This window comes from Prauserella flavalba (assembly GCF_003202235.1).
In the GTDB taxonomy this organism is placed as follows: domain Bacteria; phylum Actinomycetota; class Actinomycetes; order Mycobacteriales; family Pseudonocardiaceae; genus Prauserella_A; species Prauserella_A flavalba.
Window position 1 is genome coordinate 604,201 of the sequence record NZ_MASU01000013.1, and the last position, 20,685, is coordinate 624,885.

Annotated in this window: 20 protein-coding genes; 14 read left to right on the forward strand and 6 right to left on the reverse strand. The window is 71.5% G+C overall.

Annotated features, from left to right (window positions below; translation table 11 throughout):
- Positions 1-2: 2 nt before the first annotated feature.
- Positions 3-422 (reverse strand): hypothetical protein, encoded by a 420-nt coding sequence (locus BA062_RS30155; protein ID WP_110342456.1) that lies wholly within the window; start codon positions 420-422, stop codon positions 3-5.
- A 137-nt stretch (positions 423-559) separates the two neighbouring features.
- On the opposite strand from BA062_RS30155, the gene ctaE reads away from it, so the two are divergent.
- From ctaE to qcrB, 4 genes are read left to right on the forward strand one after another with little or no spacing between them, the layout of a single operon-like run.
- A complete protein-coding gene (gene ctaE / locus BA062_RS30160) occupies positions 560-1,189 on the forward strand; it encodes an aa3-type cytochrome oxidase subunit III (RefSeq protein ID WP_110342457.1) in 630 nt (209 codons plus the stop codon).
- A 46-nt stretch (positions 1,190-1,235) separates the two neighbouring features.
- Entirely contained in the window at positions 1,236-2,060 is an 825-nt protein-coding gene (gene qcrC, locus BA062_RS30165) for a cytochrome bc1 complex diheme cytochrome c subunit (RefSeq protein ID WP_110342458.1), read from the forward strand.
- Positions 2,061-2,064: 4 nt separating this feature from the next.
- Positions 2,065-3,213 carry a cytochrome bc1 complex Rieske iron-sulfur subunit gene (gene qcrA, locus BA062_RS30170; protein WP_110342459.1) on the forward strand — a complete coding sequence of 383 codons (1,149 nt, stop codon included), beginning with the start codon at positions 2,065-2,067 and terminating at the stop codon, positions 3,211-3,213.
- Entirely contained in the window at positions 3,210-4,877 is a 1,668-nt protein-coding gene (gene qcrB, locus BA062_RS40330; RefSeq protein ID WP_110342460.1) for a cytochrome bc1 complex cytochrome b subunit, read from the forward strand. The genes qcrA and qcrB overlap by 4 nt, the downstream gene beginning before the upstream one ends.
- An 81-nt stretch (positions 4,878-4,958) precedes the next feature.
- Here qcrB and BA062_RS30180 read toward each other — a convergent pair whose 3' ends face one another.
- The 3 genes from BA062_RS30180 to BA062_RS30190 all read right to left on the reverse strand — a co-directional run bounded on the left by BA062_RS30180 (position 4,959) and on the right by BA062_RS30190 (position 7,868).
- Complete coding sequence (locus tag BA062_RS30180; protein ID WP_110342461.1) at positions 4,959-5,243, reverse strand: Lrp/AsnC family transcriptional regulator; 285 nt, start codon at positions 5,241-5,243, stop codon at positions 4,959-4,961.
- Between the two features lie 59 nt (positions 5,244-5,302).
- Positions 5,303-6,115, reverse strand: coding sequence for a hypothetical protein (locus BA062_RS30185; protein WP_110342462.1), 813 nt, complete (start codon positions 6,113-6,115; stop codon positions 5,303-5,305).
- Between the two features lie 61 nt (positions 6,116-6,176).
- Positions 6,177-7,868: a DEDD exonuclease domain-containing protein gene (locus BA062_RS30190; RefSeq protein WP_110342656.1), complete on the reverse strand. Its 1,692-nt coding sequence runs from the start codon at positions 7,866-7,868 to the stop codon at positions 6,177-6,179.
- Positions 7,869-7,982: 114 nt separating this feature from the next.
- Between BA062_RS30190 and BA062_RS30195 the strand changes: the two genes are divergently transcribed.
- From BA062_RS30195 to BA062_RS30220, 6 genes are all read left to right on the forward strand, one after another.
- Positions 7,983-8,804: an endonuclease/exonuclease/phosphatase family protein gene (locus BA062_RS30195; RefSeq protein WP_110342463.1), complete on the forward strand. Its 822-nt coding sequence runs from the start codon at positions 7,983-7,985 to the stop codon at positions 8,802-8,804.
- A 36-nt stretch (positions 8,805-8,840) separates the two neighbouring features.
- The gene (locus tag BA062_RS30200; RefSeq protein ID WP_110342464.1) at positions 8,841-10,232 is read left to right on the forward strand and encodes an NYN domain-containing protein; all 1,392 of its coding nucleotides are present in this window, start codon (positions 8,841-8,843) and stop codon (positions 10,230-10,232) included.
- 84 nt (positions 10,233-10,316) lie between these two features.
- Positions 10,317-12,116 carry a D-alanyl-D-alanine carboxypeptidase family protein gene (locus tag BA062_RS30205; protein WP_110342465.1) on the forward strand — a complete coding sequence of 600 codons (1,800 nt, stop codon included), beginning with the start codon at positions 10,317-10,319 and terminating at the stop codon, positions 12,114-12,116.
- A 44-nt stretch (positions 12,117-12,160) separates the two neighbouring features.
- Positions 12,161-12,403, forward strand: a complete 243-nt coding sequence (locus tag BA062_RS30210) for a hypothetical protein (protein WP_110342466.1) — start codon at positions 12,161-12,163, stop codon at positions 12,401-12,403.
- Between the two features lie 427 nt (positions 12,404-12,830).
- Complete coding sequence (locus BA062_RS30215; RefSeq protein ID WP_110342467.1) at positions 12,831-13,895, forward strand: C40 family peptidase; 1,065 nt, start codon at positions 12,831-12,833, stop codon at positions 13,893-13,895.
- A gap of 41 nt (positions 13,896-13,936) precedes the next feature.
- Positions 13,937-15,094, forward strand: coding sequence for a glycosyltransferase family 4 protein (locus tag BA062_RS30220; protein WP_110342468.1), 1,158 nt, complete (start codon positions 13,937-13,939; stop codon positions 15,092-15,094).
- Here the strand turns inward: BA062_RS30220 and BA062_RS30225 are convergent.
- Complete coding sequence (locus BA062_RS30225) at positions 15,078-15,710, reverse strand: nucleoside/nucleotide kinase family protein (RefSeq protein WP_110342469.1); 633 nt, start codon at positions 15,708-15,710, stop codon at positions 15,078-15,080. The genes BA062_RS30220 and BA062_RS30225 overlap by 17 nt on opposite strands.
- Positions 15,707-16,267, reverse strand: a complete 561-nt coding sequence (locus BA062_RS30230) for a TetR/AcrR family transcriptional regulator (protein ID WP_110342470.1) — start codon at positions 16,265-16,267, stop codon at positions 15,707-15,709. The genes BA062_RS30225 and BA062_RS30230 overlap by 4 nt, the downstream gene beginning before the upstream one ends.
- Positions 16,268-16,329: 62 nt before the next feature.
- Here BA062_RS30230 and BA062_RS41085 point away from each other — a divergent pair, with 62 nt between their 5' ends.
- From BA062_RS41085 to BA062_RS30245, 4 genes are all read left to right on the forward strand, one after another.
- Entirely contained in the window at positions 16,330-16,458 is a 129-nt protein-coding gene (locus BA062_RS41085) for a hypothetical protein (RefSeq protein ID WP_281271672.1), read from the forward strand.
- Positions 16,455-16,742 carry a cytochrome P450 gene (locus tag BA062_RS30235; RefSeq protein WP_425452971.1) on the forward strand — a complete coding sequence of 96 codons (288 nt, stop codon included), beginning with the start codon at positions 16,455-16,457 and terminating at the stop codon, positions 16,740-16,742. Before BA062_RS41085 ends, BA062_RS30235 begins: the two co-directional genes overlap by 4 nt.
- A 53-nt stretch (positions 16,743-16,795) precedes the next feature.
- Positions 16,796-18,076: an adenosylmethionine--8-amino-7-oxononanoate transaminase gene (locus BA062_RS30240; protein WP_110342472.1), complete on the forward strand. Its 1,281-nt coding sequence runs from the start codon at positions 16,796-16,798 to the stop codon at positions 18,074-18,076.
- A 330-nt stretch (positions 18,077-18,406) separates the two neighbouring features.
- A complete protein-coding gene (locus tag BA062_RS30245; RefSeq protein ID WP_110342473.1) occupies positions 18,407-20,680 on the forward strand; it encodes a SulP family inorganic anion transporter in 2,274 nt (757 codons plus the stop codon).
- Positions 20,681-20,685: the final 5 nt, after the last annotated feature.

Genomic DNA, 20,685 nt, shown 5'->3' on the forward strand with positions numbered 1-20,685 from the left:
GATCAGCCGCGCACGACGGGAACCCGTCGCGAACGCAGCACGTCGGCGACAGTCTCTGCGGCGGTCAGCGGGTCGAGCGGATGCACGAGCACGGCATCCGCCTGCGACCAGGTGGCGAGCCATCGGTCGTCCTTGCGCCGCACCGCGACGACGATCGGCGGGCAGTCGTCGATCTCGTGCTTGAGCTGGCGGGTCAGGCCGATGCCGCCGGTCGGCTGCGCCTCGCCGTCGAGGATGGCGAGGTCGATCTCCCCCGAGTCCATCTCGGTGAGCACGTCGGCGACGCCGGAGGCCTCCACGTAGCGGACCTTGGCGAGATCGGCTGCGGGCCTGCGGCCGACGGCGTTGATGATCGAGTCCCGTACCTCGGGCCGGTGGCTGAAAACCAGGATCCTCAGTGGCTGCGCTGCCTGCTCGGTCATGGTCACGTCCTCCGCGCCTCGATGGTGGATCGGTCCTGATGCTATCGGTCCGGGCCCGTGTCAACCCAGAGGGCTGGAGAGTGTTCCACGACTCTCCGTAGGACCCGCTCTGCGGCGCCGGGCCACGGGGAGACATAATGCGACTCGTGACAACGGCAGCTCCCACCATCAGCCAGCGGGTGCACTCGCTGAACAGGCCGAACATGGTCAGCGTCGGCACCATCGTTTGGCTGTCCAGCGAGCTCATGTTCTTCGCTGGGCTGTTCGCGATGTTCTTCACGGTCAAGGCCCAGAACGACACGGGGCACTGGCCGCCACTCAATCCAGAGACCGGCGAGCCGATCCATCTGGACATCCCGTACGCGCTGCCGTTCACGATCATCCTCGTGGCGTCGTCGTTCACCTGCCAGTTCGGGGTGTTCGCCGCTGAGCGGGGCGACGTCTTCGGCCTGCGCCGCTGGTACCTGATCACGCTGATCATGGGCGCGGTGTTCGTGGCAGGCCAGGCCGGTGAGTACGTCACGCTGATCAGCGAGGGCGTGACCATCCCGTCCGGCGCCTACGGCACCGTCTTCTACCTGACCACCGGGTTCCACGGACTCCACGTCATCGGCGGTCTGATCGCGTTCGTCTATCTCCTGATCCGGACCCGGCTGAGTAAGTTCACGCCGGCGCAGGCGACCTCGGCGATCGTCGTCTCGTACTACTGGCACTTCGTCGACATCGTGTGGATCGGCCTGTTCGCGGTGATCTACATCATCCCCTGACCACCAGCACAATCGGCCGAACTGACAGCAAGGGTTGCCGCAGAAGATGACCACCAGCAACGACTCCGCCACCGCCCCGAGGCGGCGCGCGGGGCGCCGCACGAAGTTCCGTCGGCGGATGGCCGGCCTGCTCGCGCTCGGTATCGCGCTGATCGGGGCGGGCGCCCTCTACGCCGTGTTCGCCCCGCAGCCGCAGACGGCGCAGGCGCAGGTCGACCCCGCACTGCTGCGCAAGGGCGAGCAGATCTACAACAACACCTGCATCTCGTGCCACGGCGCGAACCTCGAGGGTGTCGAGGACAAGGGCCCGAGCCTCATCGGCGTCGGCGACGCGGCCGTGTACTTCCAGACGGCCACCGGCCGCATGCCGATGGTCCGGCAGGAGGCGCAGGCCGCCCGCAAGCCCGCCAAGCTGACGCCCGAGGAGATCGACGCGCTCGGCGCCTACATCCAGGCGCACGGTGGCGGCCCCGAGCGGCCTGCCGAGACGGGCGAGGCGCTGCGCGGCTCCGACCCGGCCCGCGGTGGCGAGCTGTTCCGCCTCAACTGCGCGTCGTGCCACAACTTCACCGGTCAGGGCGGTGCGCTGTCGGCAGGCAAGTACGCGCCGCACCTCGCGCCTGCCAACGAGGACGAGATCTACACCGCGATGCTCACCGGTCCGCAGAACATGCCGAAGTTCTCCGACCGGCAGCTGTCGCCGGAGGAGAAGCAGGACATCGTCGCCTACGTCAAGTCGGTCAACGAGGGCAACAACCCCGGCGGTAACAGCCTGGGCGGTTTCGGGCCGGCTTCAGAAGGTGTCATCGCATGGGTCGTGGGCATCGGCGCGCTGATCGGCGCGACCCTGTGGATCGGATCGAGGGCATAGAAGCATGAGTAGCGGCAACGGGTCAGAACCGCGGCCCACGGACGAGGAGCTCTCGGCGATGAGCCGGGAGGAGCTCCTCCGCCTGGGCGGCAAACTGGACGGCGTCGAGATCGTCAACTACCCGGACCCCTGGCCGGTCAAGGGCACCAAGGCCGAGAAGCGCGCCGAGCGCGCCGTCGCGCTGTGGTTCCTGATCGCGGCGCTGGCGGGTGCGGCGTTCTTCGCGGCCCTCATCTGGTGGCCGTGGCAGTTCGAGCCGCCGGGCAACCAGGACGGGTACTTCTGGTACAGCCTGTACACCCCGGTGCTCGGCGTCACGCTGGGCGTCTCGGTGCTCGCGCTCGCGATCGGCGTGCTGCTCTACAGCAAGAGGTTCATCCCCGCCGAGCTCGCCGTGCAGCAGCGCACCGACAACATGGGCGAGGGCTCCGCCGAAGTCGACCGCAAGACGTTCGTCGCGCACCTCGCCGACGCGGGGGAGCGCAGCACGATCGGACGGCGCTCGCTGATCAAGCGCAGCGCCGGCCTCGGTGCCGGTGTGCTGGGCCTCGGCACCGTGGCGCTGCCCCTCGCCGGGTTCATCGAGAACCCGTGGAAGGACGCGAACGGCAAGGACTCGCTGGCCCACACGGGCTGGCAGCCCGCCTTCCCCGGTGAGGTCGTCTACCTGCGCCGCCACACCGGCGACTTCGGCGAGGTCTCGCTGGTGCGCCCGGAGGACCTCGACGCGGGCGCGATGGAGACGGTGTATCCGTTCCGGGAGTCCGAGCGGGACGACCACGACGCGCTCGTGCATGCGCTCAAGCGCTCGGACAACCCCGTGATGCTGATCCGTCTGCGCCCCGACGACGCCGCCAAGGTCGTCAAGCGCAAGGGCCAGGAGGACTTCAACTACGGCGACTACTACGCCTACACCAAGATCTGCAGCCACGTCGGATGCCCGACCTCGCTGTACGAGCAGCAGACCAACCGGATCCTCTGCCCGTGCCACCAGTCGCAGTTCGATGCGCTGCAGTACGCCAAGCCCGTCTTCGGCCCGGCCACGCGCGCACTGGCGCAGCTTCCCATCACGGTGCACAGTGATGGGTACCTGATCGCGCGGCACGACTTCATCGAGCCGATCGGACCCGGTTTCTGGGAGCGGAAGTCATGAGCTCACTCACCACGCCGACCAAGGGCTCCAGCGCTCTCCAGCGGCACGCCGCGGACGCCGCCGACAACGCCGACCGGCGTTACCTGGCGGCCAAGGGCCTGCGGCACCAGATGAACAAGGTCTTCCCGACGCACTGGTCGTTCCTGCTCGGGGAGATCGCGCTCTACAGCTTCATCATCCTGATCATCTCCGGGGTGTACCTGACGTTGTTCTTCGACCCCTCGATGGAGGAGGTCATCTACAACGGGCCGTACCAGAACCTGCAGGGCATCGAGATGTCCCGCGCGTTCGAGAGCACACTCGAGATCTCGTTCGAGGTCAGGGGCGGCCTGTTCGTGCGGCAGGTCCACCACTGGGCGGCGCTGATCTTCGTCGCGGCGATGATGGTGCACATGTTCCGGGTGTTCTTCACCGGAGCGTTCCGCAGGCCGCGCGAGGCCAACTGGGTCATCGGCGCGCTGCTGCTGATCCTGGGCATGTTCGAGGGCTTCTTCGGCTACTCGCTGCCGGACGACCTGCTCTCCGGTACCGGTATCCGCGCGACCCTCTCGGGCATCGTGCTCTCGGTTCCGGTCGCAGGGACGTGGTTGCACTGGGCGTTGTTCGGAGGGGAGTTCCCGGGGACGGTGATCGTGCCGCGCATGTACGCGCTGCACATCCTGATCATCCCGGGCATCATGCTCGCGCTGGTCGCGGCGCACCTCGCGCTGGTCTGGTACCAGAAGCACACGCAGTTCCCCGGCGTCCGCCGCAAGGAGACCAACGTCGTCGGCGTGCGCATCATGCCGGTGTTCGCTGTCAAGGCCGGTGCGTTCTTCGCGGTGGTCACGGGCTTCATCGCGCTGATGTCGGGTCTGTTCCAGATCAACGCGGTCTGGAACCTGGGGCCGTACAACCCGTCACAAGTCTCGGCGGGTTCACAACCCGACTGGTATCTGGCCTGGGCGGACGGCATCCTGCGGATCTGGCCCGCGTGGGAGCTCTACATCGGCAACTACACGGTCCCGCCGGTGTTCTTCGCTGGTGCGATCGGTATGGGCATCCTGTTCACGGTGCTGATCGCGTACCCGTTCATCGAACGGAAGCTGTCCAAGGACACCGGGCACCACAACCTGCTGCAGCGTCCGCGTGACGCACCGGTGAGGACCAGCCTCGGCGTCATGGCGATCACGTTCTTCATGGTGCTCGAGCTGTCCGGCTTCAACGACATCATCGCGTACACGTTCGACATCTCGCTGAACGCGACGACGTGGGCGGGCCGGATCGGGGTGCTGATCGCGCCGCCGCTGGCGTACTACATCACCTACCGGATCTGTCTCGGCCTGCAGCGGTCCGACCGCGAGGTGCTGGAACACGGTGTGGAGACCGGCATCATCAAGCGGCTCCCGCACGGTGAGTTCATCGAGATCCACCAGCCGCTCGGCCCGGTGGACGACCACGGTCACCCGGTGGCGCTGGAGTACCAGGGTGCGCCGGTGCCGAAGAAGATGAACAAGCTCGGCTCCGCGGGCCAGCCCGTCGCGGGCGGCTGGCTCTCGCCGGACCCGGCGGAGGAGACGCTCGCGCTCGAGGCCGCCAGGGCCCACGAGAACGGCCAGACCAGCGAGACCGAGCTGGAGGCCCCGCAGCCCGAGGAGGCAGGCGCGGGCCGCCGCGAGCACTAGGTTCGCCAACAGCCCCCAAGGCCACCTTTGTTGCGCTCAACGCAACAAAGGTGGCCTTGGGGGCTTTGTCGTGGGCTGGGGTCAGTCGGCTTCGATGCCGATGTCGAAGGCCGACTCGGTGTCGGCGCGCGAGTACGAGCGGAAGGCGATGTGGGTGTCGGTGTCGAGCACCCCGGAGACCTTGCTGATCTTGGTGGGGATCAGGTCGGCGAGGCCCTCGTGGGTGGGGACACGGACGATCGCGATGAGGTCGACGTCTCCGGCGCACGAGTACACCTCGGCCACCCCCTCGATGTCCGCGATCGCCTGCGCGGTCTCGGGGATGCTGTCCGCGGCGGCGTGAATCAGGACGATCGCGGTGATCAACGGGGGCCTCCTCGCAAGGGCACGGTCTGCTTCGCCGTGATCGTAGCCCCGCGCGACGGTCAGGACCTGGTGCGGCGCCGCCAGGACAGCACGACGGCGGCGACGGTCGCGGTCAGGTGGACCGCGGCGAGAACGGGGGCGAGCCCGTCGAGGGTGCCGAGCACGTAGCCCTCGCCGATGCCCACCAGCGTCCCGAGCACGACGAGCGTGACCAGCGCCCACCGGCTGCCGAGGCGGAACTGCCACAGCACGCTGCACCACGCCGGCAGCAGGCACAGACCCAGCGCCGCCTGCAGGGTGTCCTCGGCGTTCAGAACAGCCCAGTCCAGCCACGTGGGCCCGCCGCTCGGCAGCAGAACGGAGAAGGCGATCAGCAGCTGGCCCGCCACGGCGGCGATCGCCACGCCCCACGCCGTCACCGCCGAGCGCGAGGCGGCGGGGGCGGTGCGCGGCGGCGCGGTGCCGAAGTAGTCGCACGCGGAGCCCGTGTACGACAACACCGCGGCTACCACCAGGAAGGCGGCGCGACTTCCCCCGGCCCAGACGTGGAGGGTCAGCAGCGGATCCCACTCGGGCAGCGCGTTCAGCACGATCAGGTCGAACGTCGTGCCGAGCACACAGAAGCCCGCGAAGCCGCAGAGCGCCGCCCTGGCGAGCGGCCTCCCGGTGGCGAACCGCAGCAGCGCCCAGATCGCGAGCGCGAGCAGCAGGAGGCTCCCCACCGGGTTCGCGCCGCGTTCGGGCGCGCCGAACCGGCTCAGCAGCACCACCGGCACCGTCAGCACGAGGCCGGTGACCCACAGCCAGAACGCCACGCGGACCGAACCGGGCTCGCGCACCGGAGCCGCCGGAGCGTGCCGCATCGTCGTCATGGGGGAAAGCTAGGTACCGCAAGGTGGGGGAGCGCCCGGGTTGACCGGTAGCTGCCAGCGCTCAGCCCACGTGTTCCAGCGCGTTGGCCGTGGCCGCACGGTCGAGCCAGGGACGCCAGCCACCGGCCCCGTGCGCGGGCTCGGCCCACGGCGTCGCCGTGCGCACCAGCCGCACCCCTGGCCTGGTGAGCCAGCGCAGCAGCACTCCGGCCTCCTCGGCGGCGGCACCACGCAGCGGTCCCGGCCCCGGCAGCACCGTCTCCGCCGACGCCACCAGAGCCTCTACCACCGGCATCGGCGGCACGCCCCTGCGCGCGACCCCGGCCGAGGCGAGCCGCCCGTGCCGCACCACCGCGAACTCCCAGCCGCCCGAGCCGTCCGGAGCGGCGCCCACCAGCTCGGGGATCGCCGCGAGCGACGCGAGCCGGTGGCGGCGTTCGACGCCGCTCAGCAGCGTCACCAGCTCGTCGCGCCTGCGTGCGGCCTGCTCGAAGTGCTCGGCTTCGGCGAGCGCGTCGACGTGCTCGCGGGCGGCGTGCAGCGCCGAGTTGTCGGTGCCCTCCACGAGGTCGGTCACGAGCCGCACCGACGGCGCGTACTCGGCGACGCTCTGCCTGCCCGCGCACGGGGCCCCGCACCGGCCCAGTTCCGCCAGTACGCACGGCTTCGCGTTCGCCCCGGCGGCGGGGATCCGCTGCGTGCACGTCCGCAGGCGCGTGGCGCTCGCGAGCGCGTCGGCGGCGACCTTCGCCCGCGCCTGCGAGCTGAACGGACCGAGCGCGCCGTCCCGCACCTGCCGGACCACCGACAGCCGGGGGAACGCCTCGTCCGTGAGCACCACCCACCAGGCGTTGCGCGGGTTCTTCGACCTCCGGTTGTAGGCGGGGCGGTGGGCGCCGAGCAGCCGCAGCTCCCGTACCTGGGCCTCCAGCGCGTGCGAGCATTCGATGCCCTCCACGCGCTCGGCGAGGCCGACCATCTCCCTGATCCGGCCCCTGCTGTCCGACCCGGTGAAGTACTGGCGCACGCGGCGGCGCAGGTTGCCCGCGGTGCCGACGTAGAGCACCTCGTCGCCCGGACCGCGGAAGAGATACACCCCGGGCCGTTCGGGCAGGTGCGCGGCCATGCCCCGCTTGCGGCGCTGCGCCGGGGTGACGTCGGGCAGGTAGTCGAGCAGCTCCTCCAGCGAGTGCACGCCGACCGAGCCGACCCGCTCCAGCAGCGCGTGCAGCACGTCGACCGTGGCCCGCGCGTCGTCGAGTGCGCGGTGGGTCGGCTTGGTCCGCGCCCCCACGAGCGCCGCGAGCGCGGAGAGCCGGTAGCTGCGCGTGTCCTGAGGCGACAGGACCCTCCGCGCGAGCTTGAGCGTGCACACCACCGGCGGGCGCGGCCACGCGTAGCCGTGCCCCTGGCACGCCGCCTTCAGGAAGCCGACGTCGAAGCCCGAGTTGTGGGCCACGAGCACGGATCCCGCCGCGAACTCGAGGAACGCGGGCAGCACGCGTTCGATGCGCGGCGCCGCCTGCACCATCGCCGTGGTGATGCCGGTGAGCGCCACGATCTGCGGCGGGATGGGCGCCCTCGGGTCGACGAGCGTGGCGAACTCGCCGATCACCTCGCCGCCGCGCACCTTGACGGCTCCGATCTCGGTGATCCCCTCCGGGCCCGGCGGCGCGCCCGTGGTCTCCAGGTCGACGACGACGAACGTGGTGTCTCGCAGGGGAGTTCCGAGCTCGTCGAACGTCAGCTGCATGATCGGCACCCTAGAAAGGACCACCGACAATCTTTCGCCTCCGGTTCACCGCACGGTCGCCAGGCGTGCGCCCGTGCCCGCGAAGATCATCGCGACCGACGCGTGGAGGCGAGAATGCGACTGCTGCGGGCACTGACGATCCTGCTGGTGACGGGCATGCTGCTGGGGATGGCGAACGGCGCCGCCTCGGCGGCCGGACACGGGGCGCGGGTGCTCACCGTGCTCTCGTTCAACATCCACCACGCGCAGGGCACCGATGGCGTGCTCGACCTCGGGCGCATCGCGCGCGTCATCGAGCGCAGCGGGGCCGACGTGGTGGGCCTGCAGGAGGTCGACCGGCACTACTCCGAGCGCAGCGAGTGGGTCGACCAGGCGGGCGAGCTGGCCGAGCTGCTCGGTTACCACGCCGCCTTCGGCGCCAACATCGACCGCGACCCGCCCGCGGCGGACCGGCCGCGCATCCAGTACGGCACGGCGATCCTGTCCCGGTACCCGATCACGGACTGGGAGAACACATACCTCACGCGCTCGCCCGGCCAGGAGCAGCGCGGGCTGCTGCACGCGCGACTCGACGTCCGCGGGGTGCCGGTGCACGTGTACAACACCCACCTCGCCGCCAGCTCGCAGTCCGACCGCGCCGCGCAGACGCGCGAGATCGTGGAGCTGGTGGGCGACACGCGGCGCTCGGTGCTGGTCGGCGACCTCAACGCGCTGCCGGGCTCCCCGGAGATCCGAACGCTCGACGCGGCGTTCACCGACGCGTGGCGGTTCTCGGGGCTCGGCAGCGGCGCGACCTACCCGGCCGAGGACCCCGACCGGCGCATCGACTACGTCTACACCGGCGCACGCGTGCGGCCGGTCTGGACGAAGGTGCTGGCCACGGAGCCGGAGGCCTCCGATCACCTGCCGGTGGCGGCGCGACTGGTGATCCCATAGGGCGCGGTCCGGCGATCCGGAAATTAAGCTTGATGGATGCTGCCGTCGTCCGCGCACTCCGAACGGCCCGAGGAGGACCTCCCCGGGCCGGCCGCCGGCGTGCCCGGCGAGGCCCCCTCCACCGCTGAAGACGAGTCAGGGGAACTCGACTGGCTCGGCCTGCCCGAGGCCATCCGCGAGCGCATCGCCGAGCTGGCGGCCTCCGCGCTCGGCAAGCTGCCCGCCGACGACGTTCCCCGGCAGCTGAGGCCGATCGCGCGGTTCGCCCCGGCCAAGCGGGCCAGGGTCGGCGGCACGGCGCTGCTGACCGGTCTGCGTGACTCGAGCCGGTTCCGCATCGCGGTGCTGGAATGGCTGCGCGAGCACCGCTACGACGCGCTCGACCCGAACGCCGAGGACTCCGTCGCCGCCGCGGCCGCCGCCGTGCTGCTCGGCTCGTCCAGCGCGACCTCGCGCATCCGGCTGGTCGCCAAGAACGCCGAGGAGACCGCGCTGCGCGCCGAACGCGACGCCGCACTGGCCAAGGCGCGGCGGCTGGAGGCCGAGCTGGAGCGCGTGCGCGCCGAGCTGGAACAGGCCCGCGCCGCGACCGAGGAGGCCAGGGGCGAGCGCGAGGCCGAGCTGGAGAAGCTGCGCGGCAGGCTGCGCGAGCAGGGCGTTGCGTTGCGGCAGGCCAAGGACGCGGCCGAGCTGGCGAGGACCGAGGCCGAGCAGGCCGGTTCCGGGCGCAGCGCCGAGATCGACAACCTCACGGCCCAGCTCGAACGGGAACGCCAGCGGGTGGCGACCGAACGGGCGCGGGCGGAACGGGCGCTCGCCGAAGCGGAGACCGCCCGGCAGTCGGCGCGCGAGGCCCGCGACGCCGACGAGGTGCGCCTGTCGCTGCTGCTCGACACGCTCGGCGGCGCCGTCGACGGCCTGCGCCGTGAGCTGTCCGTGGGCAGCGCGTCCCGCCGCAGGCCGGCCGACACCGTGCGTGGCGCGGGCAGCGGGCGGAGCCACGGCGACCGCGTGCACGACCCCGTGATCCTCGACCGTCTGCTGCGCCTGCCGAAGGTCCACGTGATCGTGGACGGCTACAACGTCACCAAGACCGGCTACCCCGACCTCACGCTGGCCGAGCAGCGCAACCGCCTGATCGGCCAGCTCTCCGCGCTGGCGGCCCGGACCGGCGCCGAGCTGACGGTGGTCTTCGACGGCGCCGGGGTGACCTCGATCCCCGCGACGACGCCGCGCGGCGTGCGGGTGCTGTTCTCCGACCCGGGCGTGCTCGCCGACGACGTGATCCGCTCGCTCGTCTCCTCGGAGCCGAGGGGCAGGCCGATGATCGTCGTCACGTCCGACCAGGCCGTCGTCACGTCGGTGCGCGCGGGCGGCGCCCACGCCGTGCCCTCGGCGGTCTTCCTCACCAGGCTCGGCCGCGTGTAGCTCCGCCCTGGCCCGGCGTGCGCGTGACGATCTTGCGCACGGATCGTTGTCACTGCTGAGTCGGTGCGCGTGGAGGTCGCGGAAATGCGGGTGGGTGGGCTGCTGGTCCCGATGGTGCTGGCCGGGTCGATGCTGCTCGCGGTGCCCGTGTCGGCGCAGGAACCGCCGCGGCCGCCGACCGACCCCGGCGACCTGCGCGTCGAGGCCGGGATCGCGCCGGGTTCCCCGGTGCCCGACCCGAGGCCGGGTGAGGCGTTCGCCGATCCGGTGGTGGCCGACCTGCAGCGCGCCGCGAGCCAGGTGCAGCGCGAGCTCGGGCAGCTCTCCGGCCAGATCCAGGAAGCGCAGCAGGCGGTCGATCGCGCGGCGTCGAGGCTCGCGACCGCCAGGCAGCAGCGCGAGCAGGCCGAGGCGGCGCTGGCCGCGCAGCAGCGGGAGATCGACGAGTTCTCGCGTTCGGTGTTCACGGCGATGGGCAGGGCCGACGAGTTCCGGTTGCTCGTCACCGCGGCCAACCCGGAGGAACTGCTCGGCGGCACGTCGCTGCTGAACCGGCTCAGGGCCGAGCAGGACCAGCGGCTGGCCGGCGCGCTCACGCGGCAGCGCGAGGCCGTGGCCACCGAACGCGCCGCCGAGGCCGACGAGCGGGCCGCGGCCGAGAGCGTGGCTGAGCTGGAGCGCCGCAGCGGCGACGCCACGAACCGCGCCGACGCCGTGTCGGCCGAGCTGCGGGATCCGATCGACGCGGCGAACGCGGCCGTCGTCGCCCAGCAGCGCGCGCAGCAGCAGCGCAACACCGAAACCGCGGCGAGCTGGCGCGCCTACCTCGGCAGGCTCGACGCGGCGGGTATCGAGCCGCCGCCCGCGGCGACGCTGCGCGACCCCGCGCTGCTGCCCGCCGGGCTGCGGGCGCTGCCGGGCAAGGGCGGCAGGCCACAGGCCGGGGTCGCTCAGGTCGGTGTGAACGGGCAGCGGCTGCTCGTCCTGCCCCGGGAGACGATCAACGCCGTTTCGGCCGCCGTGGAGGCACTGGGCAGGCCGTACGTGCCGAGAGAGGGCGGCGAGGGGCCCGTGGCCTACTCGTGTGACGGACTGGTGCGCTCGGTGTTCGCCAAGGCGGGGCTCACGCTTCCCGCCGCGGCGGCGGAGCAGTTCGCCCGTGGACGGCCGGTGCCCGCCGCCGACGCGCAGCCGGGCGACCTCGTGTTCGTCGGCCCCGCGCGGTACGGCGTGCAGTCGGTGGGCATCGTCCTCGACGAGCGGACCATGCTGGCCGCCGACGCGCGGCTGGCCGGAGTCGTCGTGGCCGACCGGCCCGCGGGCGACAGCCTGCTCGGCGTCGTGCGGCCCGCGCTCGGCCAGCGGGAGCCCGGTCCCGTGCCGCAGCGGGCGAAGGGGGAGCTGACCTGGCGCTGTGGCGGCGTGGAGCTGCCGCCGAGGCAGACGGGCACCGCGGGGGCCGACGAGGCCGCGGGCGCCTGGGGCGGCTATCCCAACGGGCTCATCCCCGGTGCGGCGCTGTGCCCGATCGGCGTCGGCTCGCACGTGCTGCGTTGCGACGCCGCGCAGTCGTTCCAGGCGATGTCGCGGGCGTACGCCGGCACGTTCGGCCAGGCGCTGTGCCTCACCGACTCCTACCGGACGTTCTCCGCCCAGGTGGAGCTGTACCGGCGCAAACCGTCGCTCGCGGCGGTTCCGGGCACGAGCAACCACGGCTGGGGCCTCGCGGTCGACCTGTGCGGCGGCGCCCAGTCGTTCGGCACGCCGCAGTACGGCTGGCTCGCGGGCAACGCCCGCGCGTTCGGCTGGGTGAACCCGGGCTGGGCGCGGCAGGGCGGCGGCCGGGAGGAGCCGTGGCACTGGGAGTTCGTCGGCACGCTGTAGCGTGCGTCCGGAAATTGTCGGTGGTGGTCCCTACCTTCTCCGGCATGGACTACTTCGACGAGAACACACTGGTCATCGACTGTGACCGTTGCCAGGTCCGTGGGGACGCCTGCTCCGACTGCGTGGTGAGCGTGCTGCTCGGCGCGCCGCCGTCGGTGGAGTGGGACACCGAGGAGCAGCGCGCGGTGGACGCGCTCGCGGAGGCCGGTATGGTGCCGCGGCTGCGGCTCGTGCCGGAGGGGCCGGGGAGCCGGGGGAGGCCGGGAAAGCACCGCAGGGCCGGCTGACTACGCGCGCAAAGGCGATGCGTTGAGCGGTCCATCCGATCAGGTGAACGGTCGGCGCGGATACAGCGGCGCATTGTTGCATCTGTCACATCGAGCGACTAAGCGCTGGTCCAATGGGGGTGTCGCCTCCGGTTGGCGATTTTCAGTACCCCATCGGTGGACGCGAGCACCGACCTTTCGTAACCTGGCCGAGATCTCGCGCCAGGCAGCCGTTCCACCAGGGTCGGCGACGCGAGGTCGCCGCCGAAGCAGCTTGCAGTCGGGGAAGCTGTGCCGGACCACTGCGCGACATCAGGTGAGTGGCGAGTACCCGCGGGTACCGCTGTGCCCGATGGCGCCGGAAACGCTGGAACGTGACGAGGGCCCCCGACCTCACGCGGTCCAGTGCGCCCGGTAGGCGGCCGAGAGCAAAGGAGACAGACGCGACGTGCAGTCGCATCCCGTGAAGCGCGTGGTCTCGGGCGCGCTGGCGGCCTCCGCCGTGATCGCGGTCGTCACCTTCACCCAGTCCCCGGCCACCGCGTCCCCAACCCCCGCCCCCCAGAATCCCCCCGCCCTCCAGCAGCCTTCGGGCTCGGACGCGCTCGACAAGTACCGCGAGCTGGCCTCACAGGCCGAGAAGCTCAACGAGGAGTACCTGACGGCGCAGGAGGACCTCAAGGGCAAGGAAGGCGAGCTCCACCAGGCCAACAAGGAGCTGGAGAACGCCACCCAGGCCCAGCGTCAGGCCGCGGCCGACATCGAGCGCTACCGGGTCGACGTCGACAAGTTCGCCGGTGTGTCCTTCACCAGCGGTGCCCAGCTCAACAAGCTGTCCGCGCTGCTGACCGGTGACTCGGCGCAGGACTTCCTCGACCGTTCCTCGGCGCTCGACATCCTCGCCACCGACAAGAACGAGGCGCTCAGCAAGCTGCAGGGCGCCGTCGACGCGGCGAGCTCGGCCGAGAAGCAGGCCGCCGACGCGCAGCGCCGGGCACAGCAGGCCAAGGACGCCGCCGCCCGCCTCACCGCGGACCTGGAGTCCCGCAAGGAGCGGCTCGACCAGCAGGTCGAGGACCTCGCAGAGCAGGCGGGCCTGCTCAGCGACTCCGACGTGGCAGCCCAGTCCGACACCGGTCCCGACGTCGGTCCGATCTCGGCGCCCGGCGCGGCCGCCCAGGCCGCGGTCGACGCCGCGATGAGCGCGCGTGGCAGCGCGTACGTCTGGGGCGCCACCGGTCCGGACACGTTCGACTGCTCGGGCCTCACGCAGTGGGCCTACTCGCAGGCCGGCGTCAGCATCCCGCGCACCAGCAGTTCGCAGTCGACGTTCGGCCAGGCCGTGTCGCGTGACCAGCTGCAGCCGGGCGACCTGGTGTTCTTCTACTCGCCCGTCTCGCACGTCGGGATCTACATCGGCGACGGCATGATGGTCCACGCGCCCACCGAGGGCGACGTGGTCAAGGTCTCGCCGCTGCAGGACGAGTACAGCGGAGCGCGCAGGGTCGCGTGACGAACGACGGTTTCACCCCCGGGGCGGGATAGTCTCCAGCCATGCGCCGCACGCTCTTGGTGACGAACGACTTCCCGCCCCGGCCGGGTGGAATCCAGTCCTATCTGCACGCACTGGCCACCCGGCTGCCCGCCGACGACCTGGTGGTCTACGCGCCGTCGTGGGAGCGCGGTTCCGGCTCGCACCGGAAGTTCGACGCCGAGGCCCCGTTCGAGGTCGTCCGGCATCCCACCTCTCTCATGCTGCCGACGCCGGATGTGTTGCGGCGGGCCAGGAACATCCTCCGCGCGCGCGGCTGTGAGGCCGTGTGGTTCGGCGCGGCCGCCCCGCTCTCGCTGCTTGGCAGTCCACTGAGGACGGTCGGTGCGCAGCGCGTGGTGGCGTGCACCCACGGCCACGAGGTCGGCTGGTCCATGCTGCCCGCCGCACGTCAGGCGCTGCGGCGCATCGGTGACACCGCGGACGTGGTGACCTACGTCAGCGACTACACGCGCCGCCGGTTCGCGGCGGCCTTCGGCCCGTTCGCCGGTCTCGAACACCTGCCTTCCGGCGTCGATCCCGGTCAGTTCAAACCGGACGACGCCGCGCGCGAGGAGATCCGCAAGCGCCACGACCTCGGTGACCGTCCCGTGGTGGTGTGCGTGTCCCGGCTCGTGCCGCGCAAGGGCCAGGACATGCTCGTGCGCGCGCTGCCGGAGCTGCGCAAGCGGGTTCCGGACGCCGCGCTGCTCCTGGTCGGTGGCGGCCCGTACCGCAAGCGGCTCGCCGAACTGGCCCGGGAGAACGGCGTCGAGCAGCACGTGGTGCTCACGGGTTCGGTGCCGTGGGAGGAGCTGCCCGCGCACTACGCGGCGGGTGACGTGTTCGCGATGCCGGCGAGGACGCGGGGCAAGGGGCTCGACGTGGAGGGCCTGGGCATCGTCTACCTGGAGGCGTCGGCGACGGGGCTGCCCGTGGTGGCCGGCAACTCGGGGGGTGCGCCGGAGACCGTGCTCGACGAGGTGACCGGGCACGTCGTGGATGGCCGGCGGCTCGACCAGCTCGTGGACACGGTCGCCCCGCTGCTCGCCGATCCGGTGCGCGCGCGGCGCATGGGTGAGGCGGGCCGCGAGTGGGTCAGCGAGCACTGGCGGTGGGACATCCTGGCCAGGCGGCTTGCGGCGATGCTCGACGGCACCCCGGTCACGCTGGCGGGCTGACGCGCATCGCTGGGTTGCGCGGATGGTCCATCCGCACCACGACATCCGCCGTCTCCTCTGGCCGCACCTCGCGGTCGTAGCGCGCGTACGCGGGCAGCGCCCAGGTTTCCTCGCCGGGCAGCCTCCGGTCGCGTGCGGCGGGGGAGAGCCACAGGTGCACGACGAGGTCGGCCGGGAGACCCCGGCCCAGGAGCAGTTCCCCGTCGAGCAGCAGCACCGCCCCGTCCGGCAGCCTCGTGCGCGGCAGCCGGTAGGCGCGATCGCGGTCGCGGTCCCACAGCGCGGGCAGCACCTCGCCGCTGCCGTCCGGCGCGAGCGGGTCGAACACCTCACGCCGCAGCGCGGAAACGTCCAGCCAGTCCTCGTAGCGCACGTCCGGGTCGTGACGGCCCCGTTCGAGCCGCAGTGACGCCGGGCGGAGGAAATCCCACGCCGACACGCGCAGCACCTCGCGGCCGAGGACCCGCAGCGGGTCGACGAGCGCGTCGGCCAGCCGCGCCGGTTCCGGGCCGGCGCCGTCGACGACCACTCTGGTCCACGGCCGTGCGGACAGGCCCGCGATGCGCTCCGTGAGCTCCTCGACGAGCCGTTCCGGGGAGATCGGCCGGTAGCTCACGGCGTCACCCCCGTGAGCACCGTGTCGACCAGCTCCCGTACCGAGGCCTTGCGCGGTGTCTCGCCCCGGCCCAGCACGCGCAGCCAGAGCGCCCCGGCGAGCAGGTCCATGACCAGTTTCGGGTCGGCGTCAGGCCGCAGCTCGCCGCGGCCGGCGGCGCGCTCGAACACGATCCGTTCCCTGCGCAGCCGGTCGGCGAAGAAGGCGCGCGTGAAACCGGCGAGTTCGGGCCGGTGGGTCGCGGCTCCCAGTACCGCGGTGACCACGGTCCCCGTCGCCCTGCCGGTGAGCAGCCGCAGGATCTGCTCGACCAGCGCGCACAGGTCCTCGCGGAGGCTGCCGGTGTCGGGCACGGTCAGCTCGAGCAGGCCGGCGTCGGTGAGGGCCGCGCCGAGCAGCGCGTCCTTCGACGGCCACCACCGGTAGATCGTCGTCTTGTTCACGCCCGAACGCGCCGCGACGCCCTCGATGGTGAGGCCGTCGTAGCCGTGCTCGGTGAGCAGGGCGAGCGTCGCGGCGTACACGTCCTGCGCTCGGCGCGGTCCGCTGGCTGGCACCGGCCTATACTACAACGCAACGGTGCGTTGTGCTTTGAGGAGTCGCGCGATGGCTGCCGTGGGTGCCCGCACGAGTGTGGGACCGGCTCGACGTGTCGCGAACGCACGCCACGGTCGCGATCGGGCTCATGGGCGGGGTGATGGCCGCCGCGTCGTTCGCGGGGGCCCGCACGCGCTGTCGCCCGGCGTGATCGAGGAGTTCCTCCGCTACGACGGGCCGATCAACCTCGCGACGCTGCGCTACACCACCGAGCCGGTGCGCGTCGATGACGTGGAGATCCCCGCGCACGCGCTCGTGCTCGTCGCCCTGCTGGCGGCCAACCGCGACGAGGCGCGGGTTCCCGATCCGGACCGGCTCGACATCACGCGGTCCGCGAACGGGCATCTCGCGTTCGCCGAGGCGGGGGACGCTCTGTGCTGGCGGGACAGCACACTTGTGCACGCACTGGAGTCGCTGCGGGTGCGCCTCACCTGACCCGGCGGCGCACGTCACGTTCCGGCGGCCGTCGCCGCGCCTACAGTGCTGCCATGCGTCAGGACGAGCTGCTCGCACTCGATGCCGAGCACGTGTGGCACCCGTACGGCCCGATGCCGGCGACGGTGCCTCCGCTGCTGGTCGGCGAGGCCGAGGGCGTCCGGCTCCGCCTCGCCGACGGGCGCGAGCTGATCGACGGCATGTCGTCGTGGTGGGCGGCCATCCACGGTTACCGGCACCCGGTCCTCGACGCGGCACTCACCGAGCAGGTGGGGCGCATGAGTCACGTGATGTTCGGCGGGCTCACCCACGAGCCCGCCATCCGGCTGGCGACCACGCTCGTCGACCTCGCCCCCGACGGCCTGCGGCACGTGTTCCTGTGCGACTCGGGATCGGTCTCGGTCGAGGTCGCGATCAAGATGTGCCTGCAGTACCAGCGCTCGCTGGGGCGGACCGGCAAGCGCAGGCTGCTGACCTGGCGCGGCGGCTACCACGGCGACACGTTCCACCCGATGAGCGTGTGCGACCCCGAGGGCGGCATGCACGCGTTGTGGCGTGGGGTGCTGCCCGAGCAACTTTTCGTGCCCGCGCCGCCCTCCGGTTTCGCGACCGAGCCAGACGAGTCCTATGTGGACGAGCTGGCTCGCGCGGTCGAGCGGAACGCGGGCGAGCTGGCCGCCGTGATCGTCGAACCCGTGGTGCAGGGCGCGGGCGGGATGCGGTTCCACAACCCGGAATACCTGCGCGTGCTGCGCGAGGTGACCGAGGCCAACGACGTGCTGCTGGTGTTCGACGAGATCGCCACGGGCTTCGGGCGCACCGGCCGGATGTTCGCCGCCGGGCACGCCGGGGTGACGCCGGACGTGCTGTGCGTCGGCAAGGCACTGACCGGCGGCTACCTCACCGCCGCCGCCGCGCTGTGCACGCCGGAGGTGGCCGCCGGGATCTCCCGTGGCGAGCTCCCGGTGCTCGCGCATGGCCCGACGTTCATGGGAAACCCGCTCTCCTGCGCGGTCGCCAACGCCTCGCTCGGCCTGCTCGCCGAGGGCACGTGGCGCGACGACGTCCACCGCATCGAGGGCCTGCTGCGCACGGGCCTGGCCCCGGCCGCGGACGTGCCGGGGGTGGTGGACGTCCGCGTGCTCGGAGCGATCGGCGTGGTGCAGCTCGACCGTCAGGTGGACCTGGCGAAGGCGACGGCGGCCCTCGTCGAGCGGGGCGTCTGGCTGCGCCCGTTCCGCGATCTCCTCTACACCATGCCGCCCTACGTCGCGGGTGACGACGACGTTGCGCGGGTTGCTGACGCGATGGTCCAGACCGCGCGAGTGGCGTGATCGCGTCAAGATCACCTCTTCGGGTAACGGTGTGCAGTAGGCCCGGCAGTCGATCACTTCCCGATGGCGGATTTCCGTGTTCCGTCAATGGATCGAGTGAGATCTAGACCACTTCTCGTGGGTGTTGTTCACAGACAGGTGTCCTCTTTGTAGTGACGCGTCGGTGAAGAGAACATGAGAAGGTCTTTCGATAGCGGACAAATCACACACTCTTCGGTTATCTAGTGGGAGTCCATCGAGAGCGCACTGCGCTTCGCGGTCGCCGGGGATCGCGGACGACTTTCACCGAATGTGAAGCGCCTTCGCAACCGCTACCTAGGAGGGTGATGCATGACGCGGAACGTTGATCACGACAACAAGGGGAGTGAGGCCGTGAGTGCCCGCCCCCGGCTGCCGCTGAGCACCGTCCTGCGCCACGACGTCCCGGCTTCACTCGTCGTCTTCCTGGTGGCGGTACCGCTGTCGCTGGGCATCGCGCTCGCGTCGGGAGCGCCGATCGTGGCCGGGCTGATCGCCGCCGTCGTCGGTGGCGTCGTCGCGGGTTCGCTCGGCGGCGCACCGCTGCAGGTGAGCGGACCCGCCGCGGGCCTCACGGTCGTGATGGCCGAGACGATCAACGAGTTCGGCTGGGCCGTCACGTGTGCGATCACCGTGGCCGCCGGTGTGCTGCAAGTCCTTTTCGGACTGAGCCGCGTCGCCAGGGCCGCGCTCGCCATCTCCCCGGCCATCGTGCACGGCATGCTCGCCGGCATCGGTGTCACGCTCGTGCTGGGGCAGCTGCACATCGTGCTCGGCGGTGAGGCGCAGAGCTCCGCCGTCGACAACGTGCTGGAGCTGCCGAGCCAGATCATCAACCTGCACGACACGGCCGCCCTGCTCGGGTTGCTCACCATCGCGCTGCTGCTGGTGTGGGGCAAGCTGCCCGTCGTGCGCAAGGTGCCCGCCCCGCTGGCGGCGATCGCGCTCGTCACGGTGCTCGCGGTGGTCACCGGCGCGTCGGCCGAGCGCGTCGACCTGCCCGGCGACGTGCTGAACATCGGCCTCGTGCCGCAGCTGCCCGACGGCGGCTGGTTCGACTTCGGCATCGCGGTGCTCACCATCGCGCTCATCGCGAGCGTCGAGACGCTGCTCTCGGCCGTGGCCGTGGACAAGATGCACACGGGGCCGAGGGCCAACCTCAACCGTGAGCTCGTCGGCCAGGGCGTCGGCAACATGACCTCCGGCGCGCTCGGCGGCCTGCCCATCACCGGCGTCATCGTGCGCAGCTCCACCAACGTCGCCACCGGTGCGCGCACGCGGCTCTCCGCCATTCTGCACGGGCTGTGGATCGTGCTGTTCGTCGTCGCGCTCGCCGGGCTGATCGAGAGCATCCCGCTCGCCGCGCTCGCCGGCCTGCTCGTGCACGTCGGCGCGAAGCTCGTGAACATGGCTCACATCCGGCAGGTGCTCAAGCACGGCGACCTGCCGCTGTACCTCGTGACGCTGCTCGGCGTCGTGGTGATCGACCTGCTCACCGGTGTCCTCATCGGTATCGGGCTCTCGCTGCTGCTGATGCTGCGCCGCACGATGTGGTCCGGAATCCACGCGGAGGGCGAGGGGCGGCACCGGCGGATCGTCGTCGAGGGCGTGCTGACGTTCCTCTCCGTCCCACGACTGTCCACTGTGCTCAACTCGATCCCCGAGGGCAGCCACGTCACGCTGGAGCTCGTGGTCGACTACCTCGACCACGCGTCGTTCGAGTGCCTGTCCAGCTGGCTGGATGCGCACGAGCGGACGGGCGGCACGGTGGTGGTCGACGAGATCGGGCACCCGTGGTTCGCGAACGGCAAGTCCGACTCGCCCACCGTGCGCAGGGACGCCGTCGAACCGTCGGCACCGCGCTGGCTGGCCCCGTGGTCGGAGTGGATGGCCAAGGACGCCGACGTGGAGATCCCCGACCAGCGCTCCGAGCCGCTGCGCAGGGGCACGTCGGAGTTCCAGGCCCGCACGGCGCCGCTCGTGCAGGAGACGCTCAGCAGGCTGGCGAGCGGGCAGCAGCCGCACACGCTGTTCATCACGTGTGCCGACGCCCGGATCGTGCCGAATGTGATCACCACGAGCGGGCCCGGTGACCTGTTCACCGTGCGCAACGTGGGCAACTTCGTACCGGAGCCACACGACGAGACTGCGGCCGACGACGCCTCGGTCGGCGCCTCCATCGAGTACGCGGTGAGCGTGCTCCAGGTCCGCGAGATCGTGGTCTGCGGGCACTCCTCGTGCGGCGCGATGAAGGCGCTCGTGGGGGACGTCCCCGCGGGCATGCCGTCACTGGAGCGCTGGCTGCGGCACGGCGAGCCGAGCAGGCGGCGGTATGCCACGGGGGGCACGGTGACGCTCGACGGGCGGGTGCCGGACCTCCCCGGCGACCGGCTCGCGCTGCACAACGTGCTCCAGCAGCTCGACCACCTGCGCCGGTACCCGATCATCGCCGAGGCCGAGAGCAGGGGCGAGTTGCAGCTCACGGGCATGTACTTCGACGTCGGAAACGCGCAGGTCCACCTGCTCGACGCCGACTCGTCGGGGTTCGAGCCCGCCGGAGCGGAGCGTCCGGTGCGGACCGGCTGAACGGG

Coding starts and splice junctions, on each gene's coding strand:
- BA062_RS30195 (WP_110342463.1), top strand. CDS start 7,983: ATGCGACTGCTGCGGGCACTGACGATCCTGCTGGTGACGGGCATGCTG.
- BA062_RS30210 (WP_110342466.1), top strand. CDS start 12,161: ATGGACTACTTCGACGAGAACACACTGGTCATCGACTGTGACCGTTGC.
- ctaE (WP_110342457.1), top strand. CDS start 560: ATGCGACTCGTGACAACGGCAGCTCCCACCATCAGCCAGCGGGTGCAC.
- BA062_RS30155 (WP_110342456.1), bottom strand. CDS start 422: ATGACCGAGCAGGCAGCGCAGCCACTGAGGATCCTGGTTTTCAGCCAC.
- BA062_RS30200 (WP_110342464.1), top strand. CDS start 8,841: ATGCTGCCGTCGTCCGCGCACTCCGAACGGCCCGAGGAGGACCTCCCC.
- qcrC (WP_110342458.1), top strand. CDS start 1,236: ATGACCACCAGCAACGACTCCGCCACCGCCCCGAGGCGGCGCGCGGGG.
- qcrA (WP_110342459.1), top strand. CDS start 2,065: ATGAGTAGCGGCAACGGGTCAGAACCGCGGCCCACGGACGAGGAGCTC.
- qcrB (WP_110342460.1), top strand. CDS start 3,210: ATGAGCTCACTCACCACGCCGACCAAGGGCTCCAGCGCTCTCCAGCGG.
- BA062_RS30220 (WP_110342468.1), top strand. CDS start 13,937: ATGCGCCGCACGCTCTTGGTGACGAACGACTTCCCGCCCCGGCCGGGT.
- BA062_RS30245 (WP_110342473.1), top strand. CDS start 18,407: ATGACGCGGAACGTTGATCACGACAACAAGGGGAGTGAGGCCGTGAGT.
- BA062_RS30190 (WP_110342656.1), bottom strand. CDS start 7,868: ATGCAGCTGACGTTCGACGAGCTCGGAACTCCCCTGCGAGACACCACG.
- BA062_RS30185 (WP_110342462.1), bottom strand. CDS start 6,115: ATGACGACGATGCGGCACGCTCCGGCGGCTCCGGTGCGCGAGCCCGGT.
- BA062_RS30205 (WP_110342465.1), top strand. CDS start 10,317: ATGCGGGTGGGTGGGCTGCTGGTCCCGATGGTGCTGGCCGGGTCGATG.
- BA062_RS30240 (WP_110342472.1), top strand. CDS start 16,796: ATGCGTCAGGACGAGCTGCTCGCACTCGATGCCGAGCACGTGTGGCAC.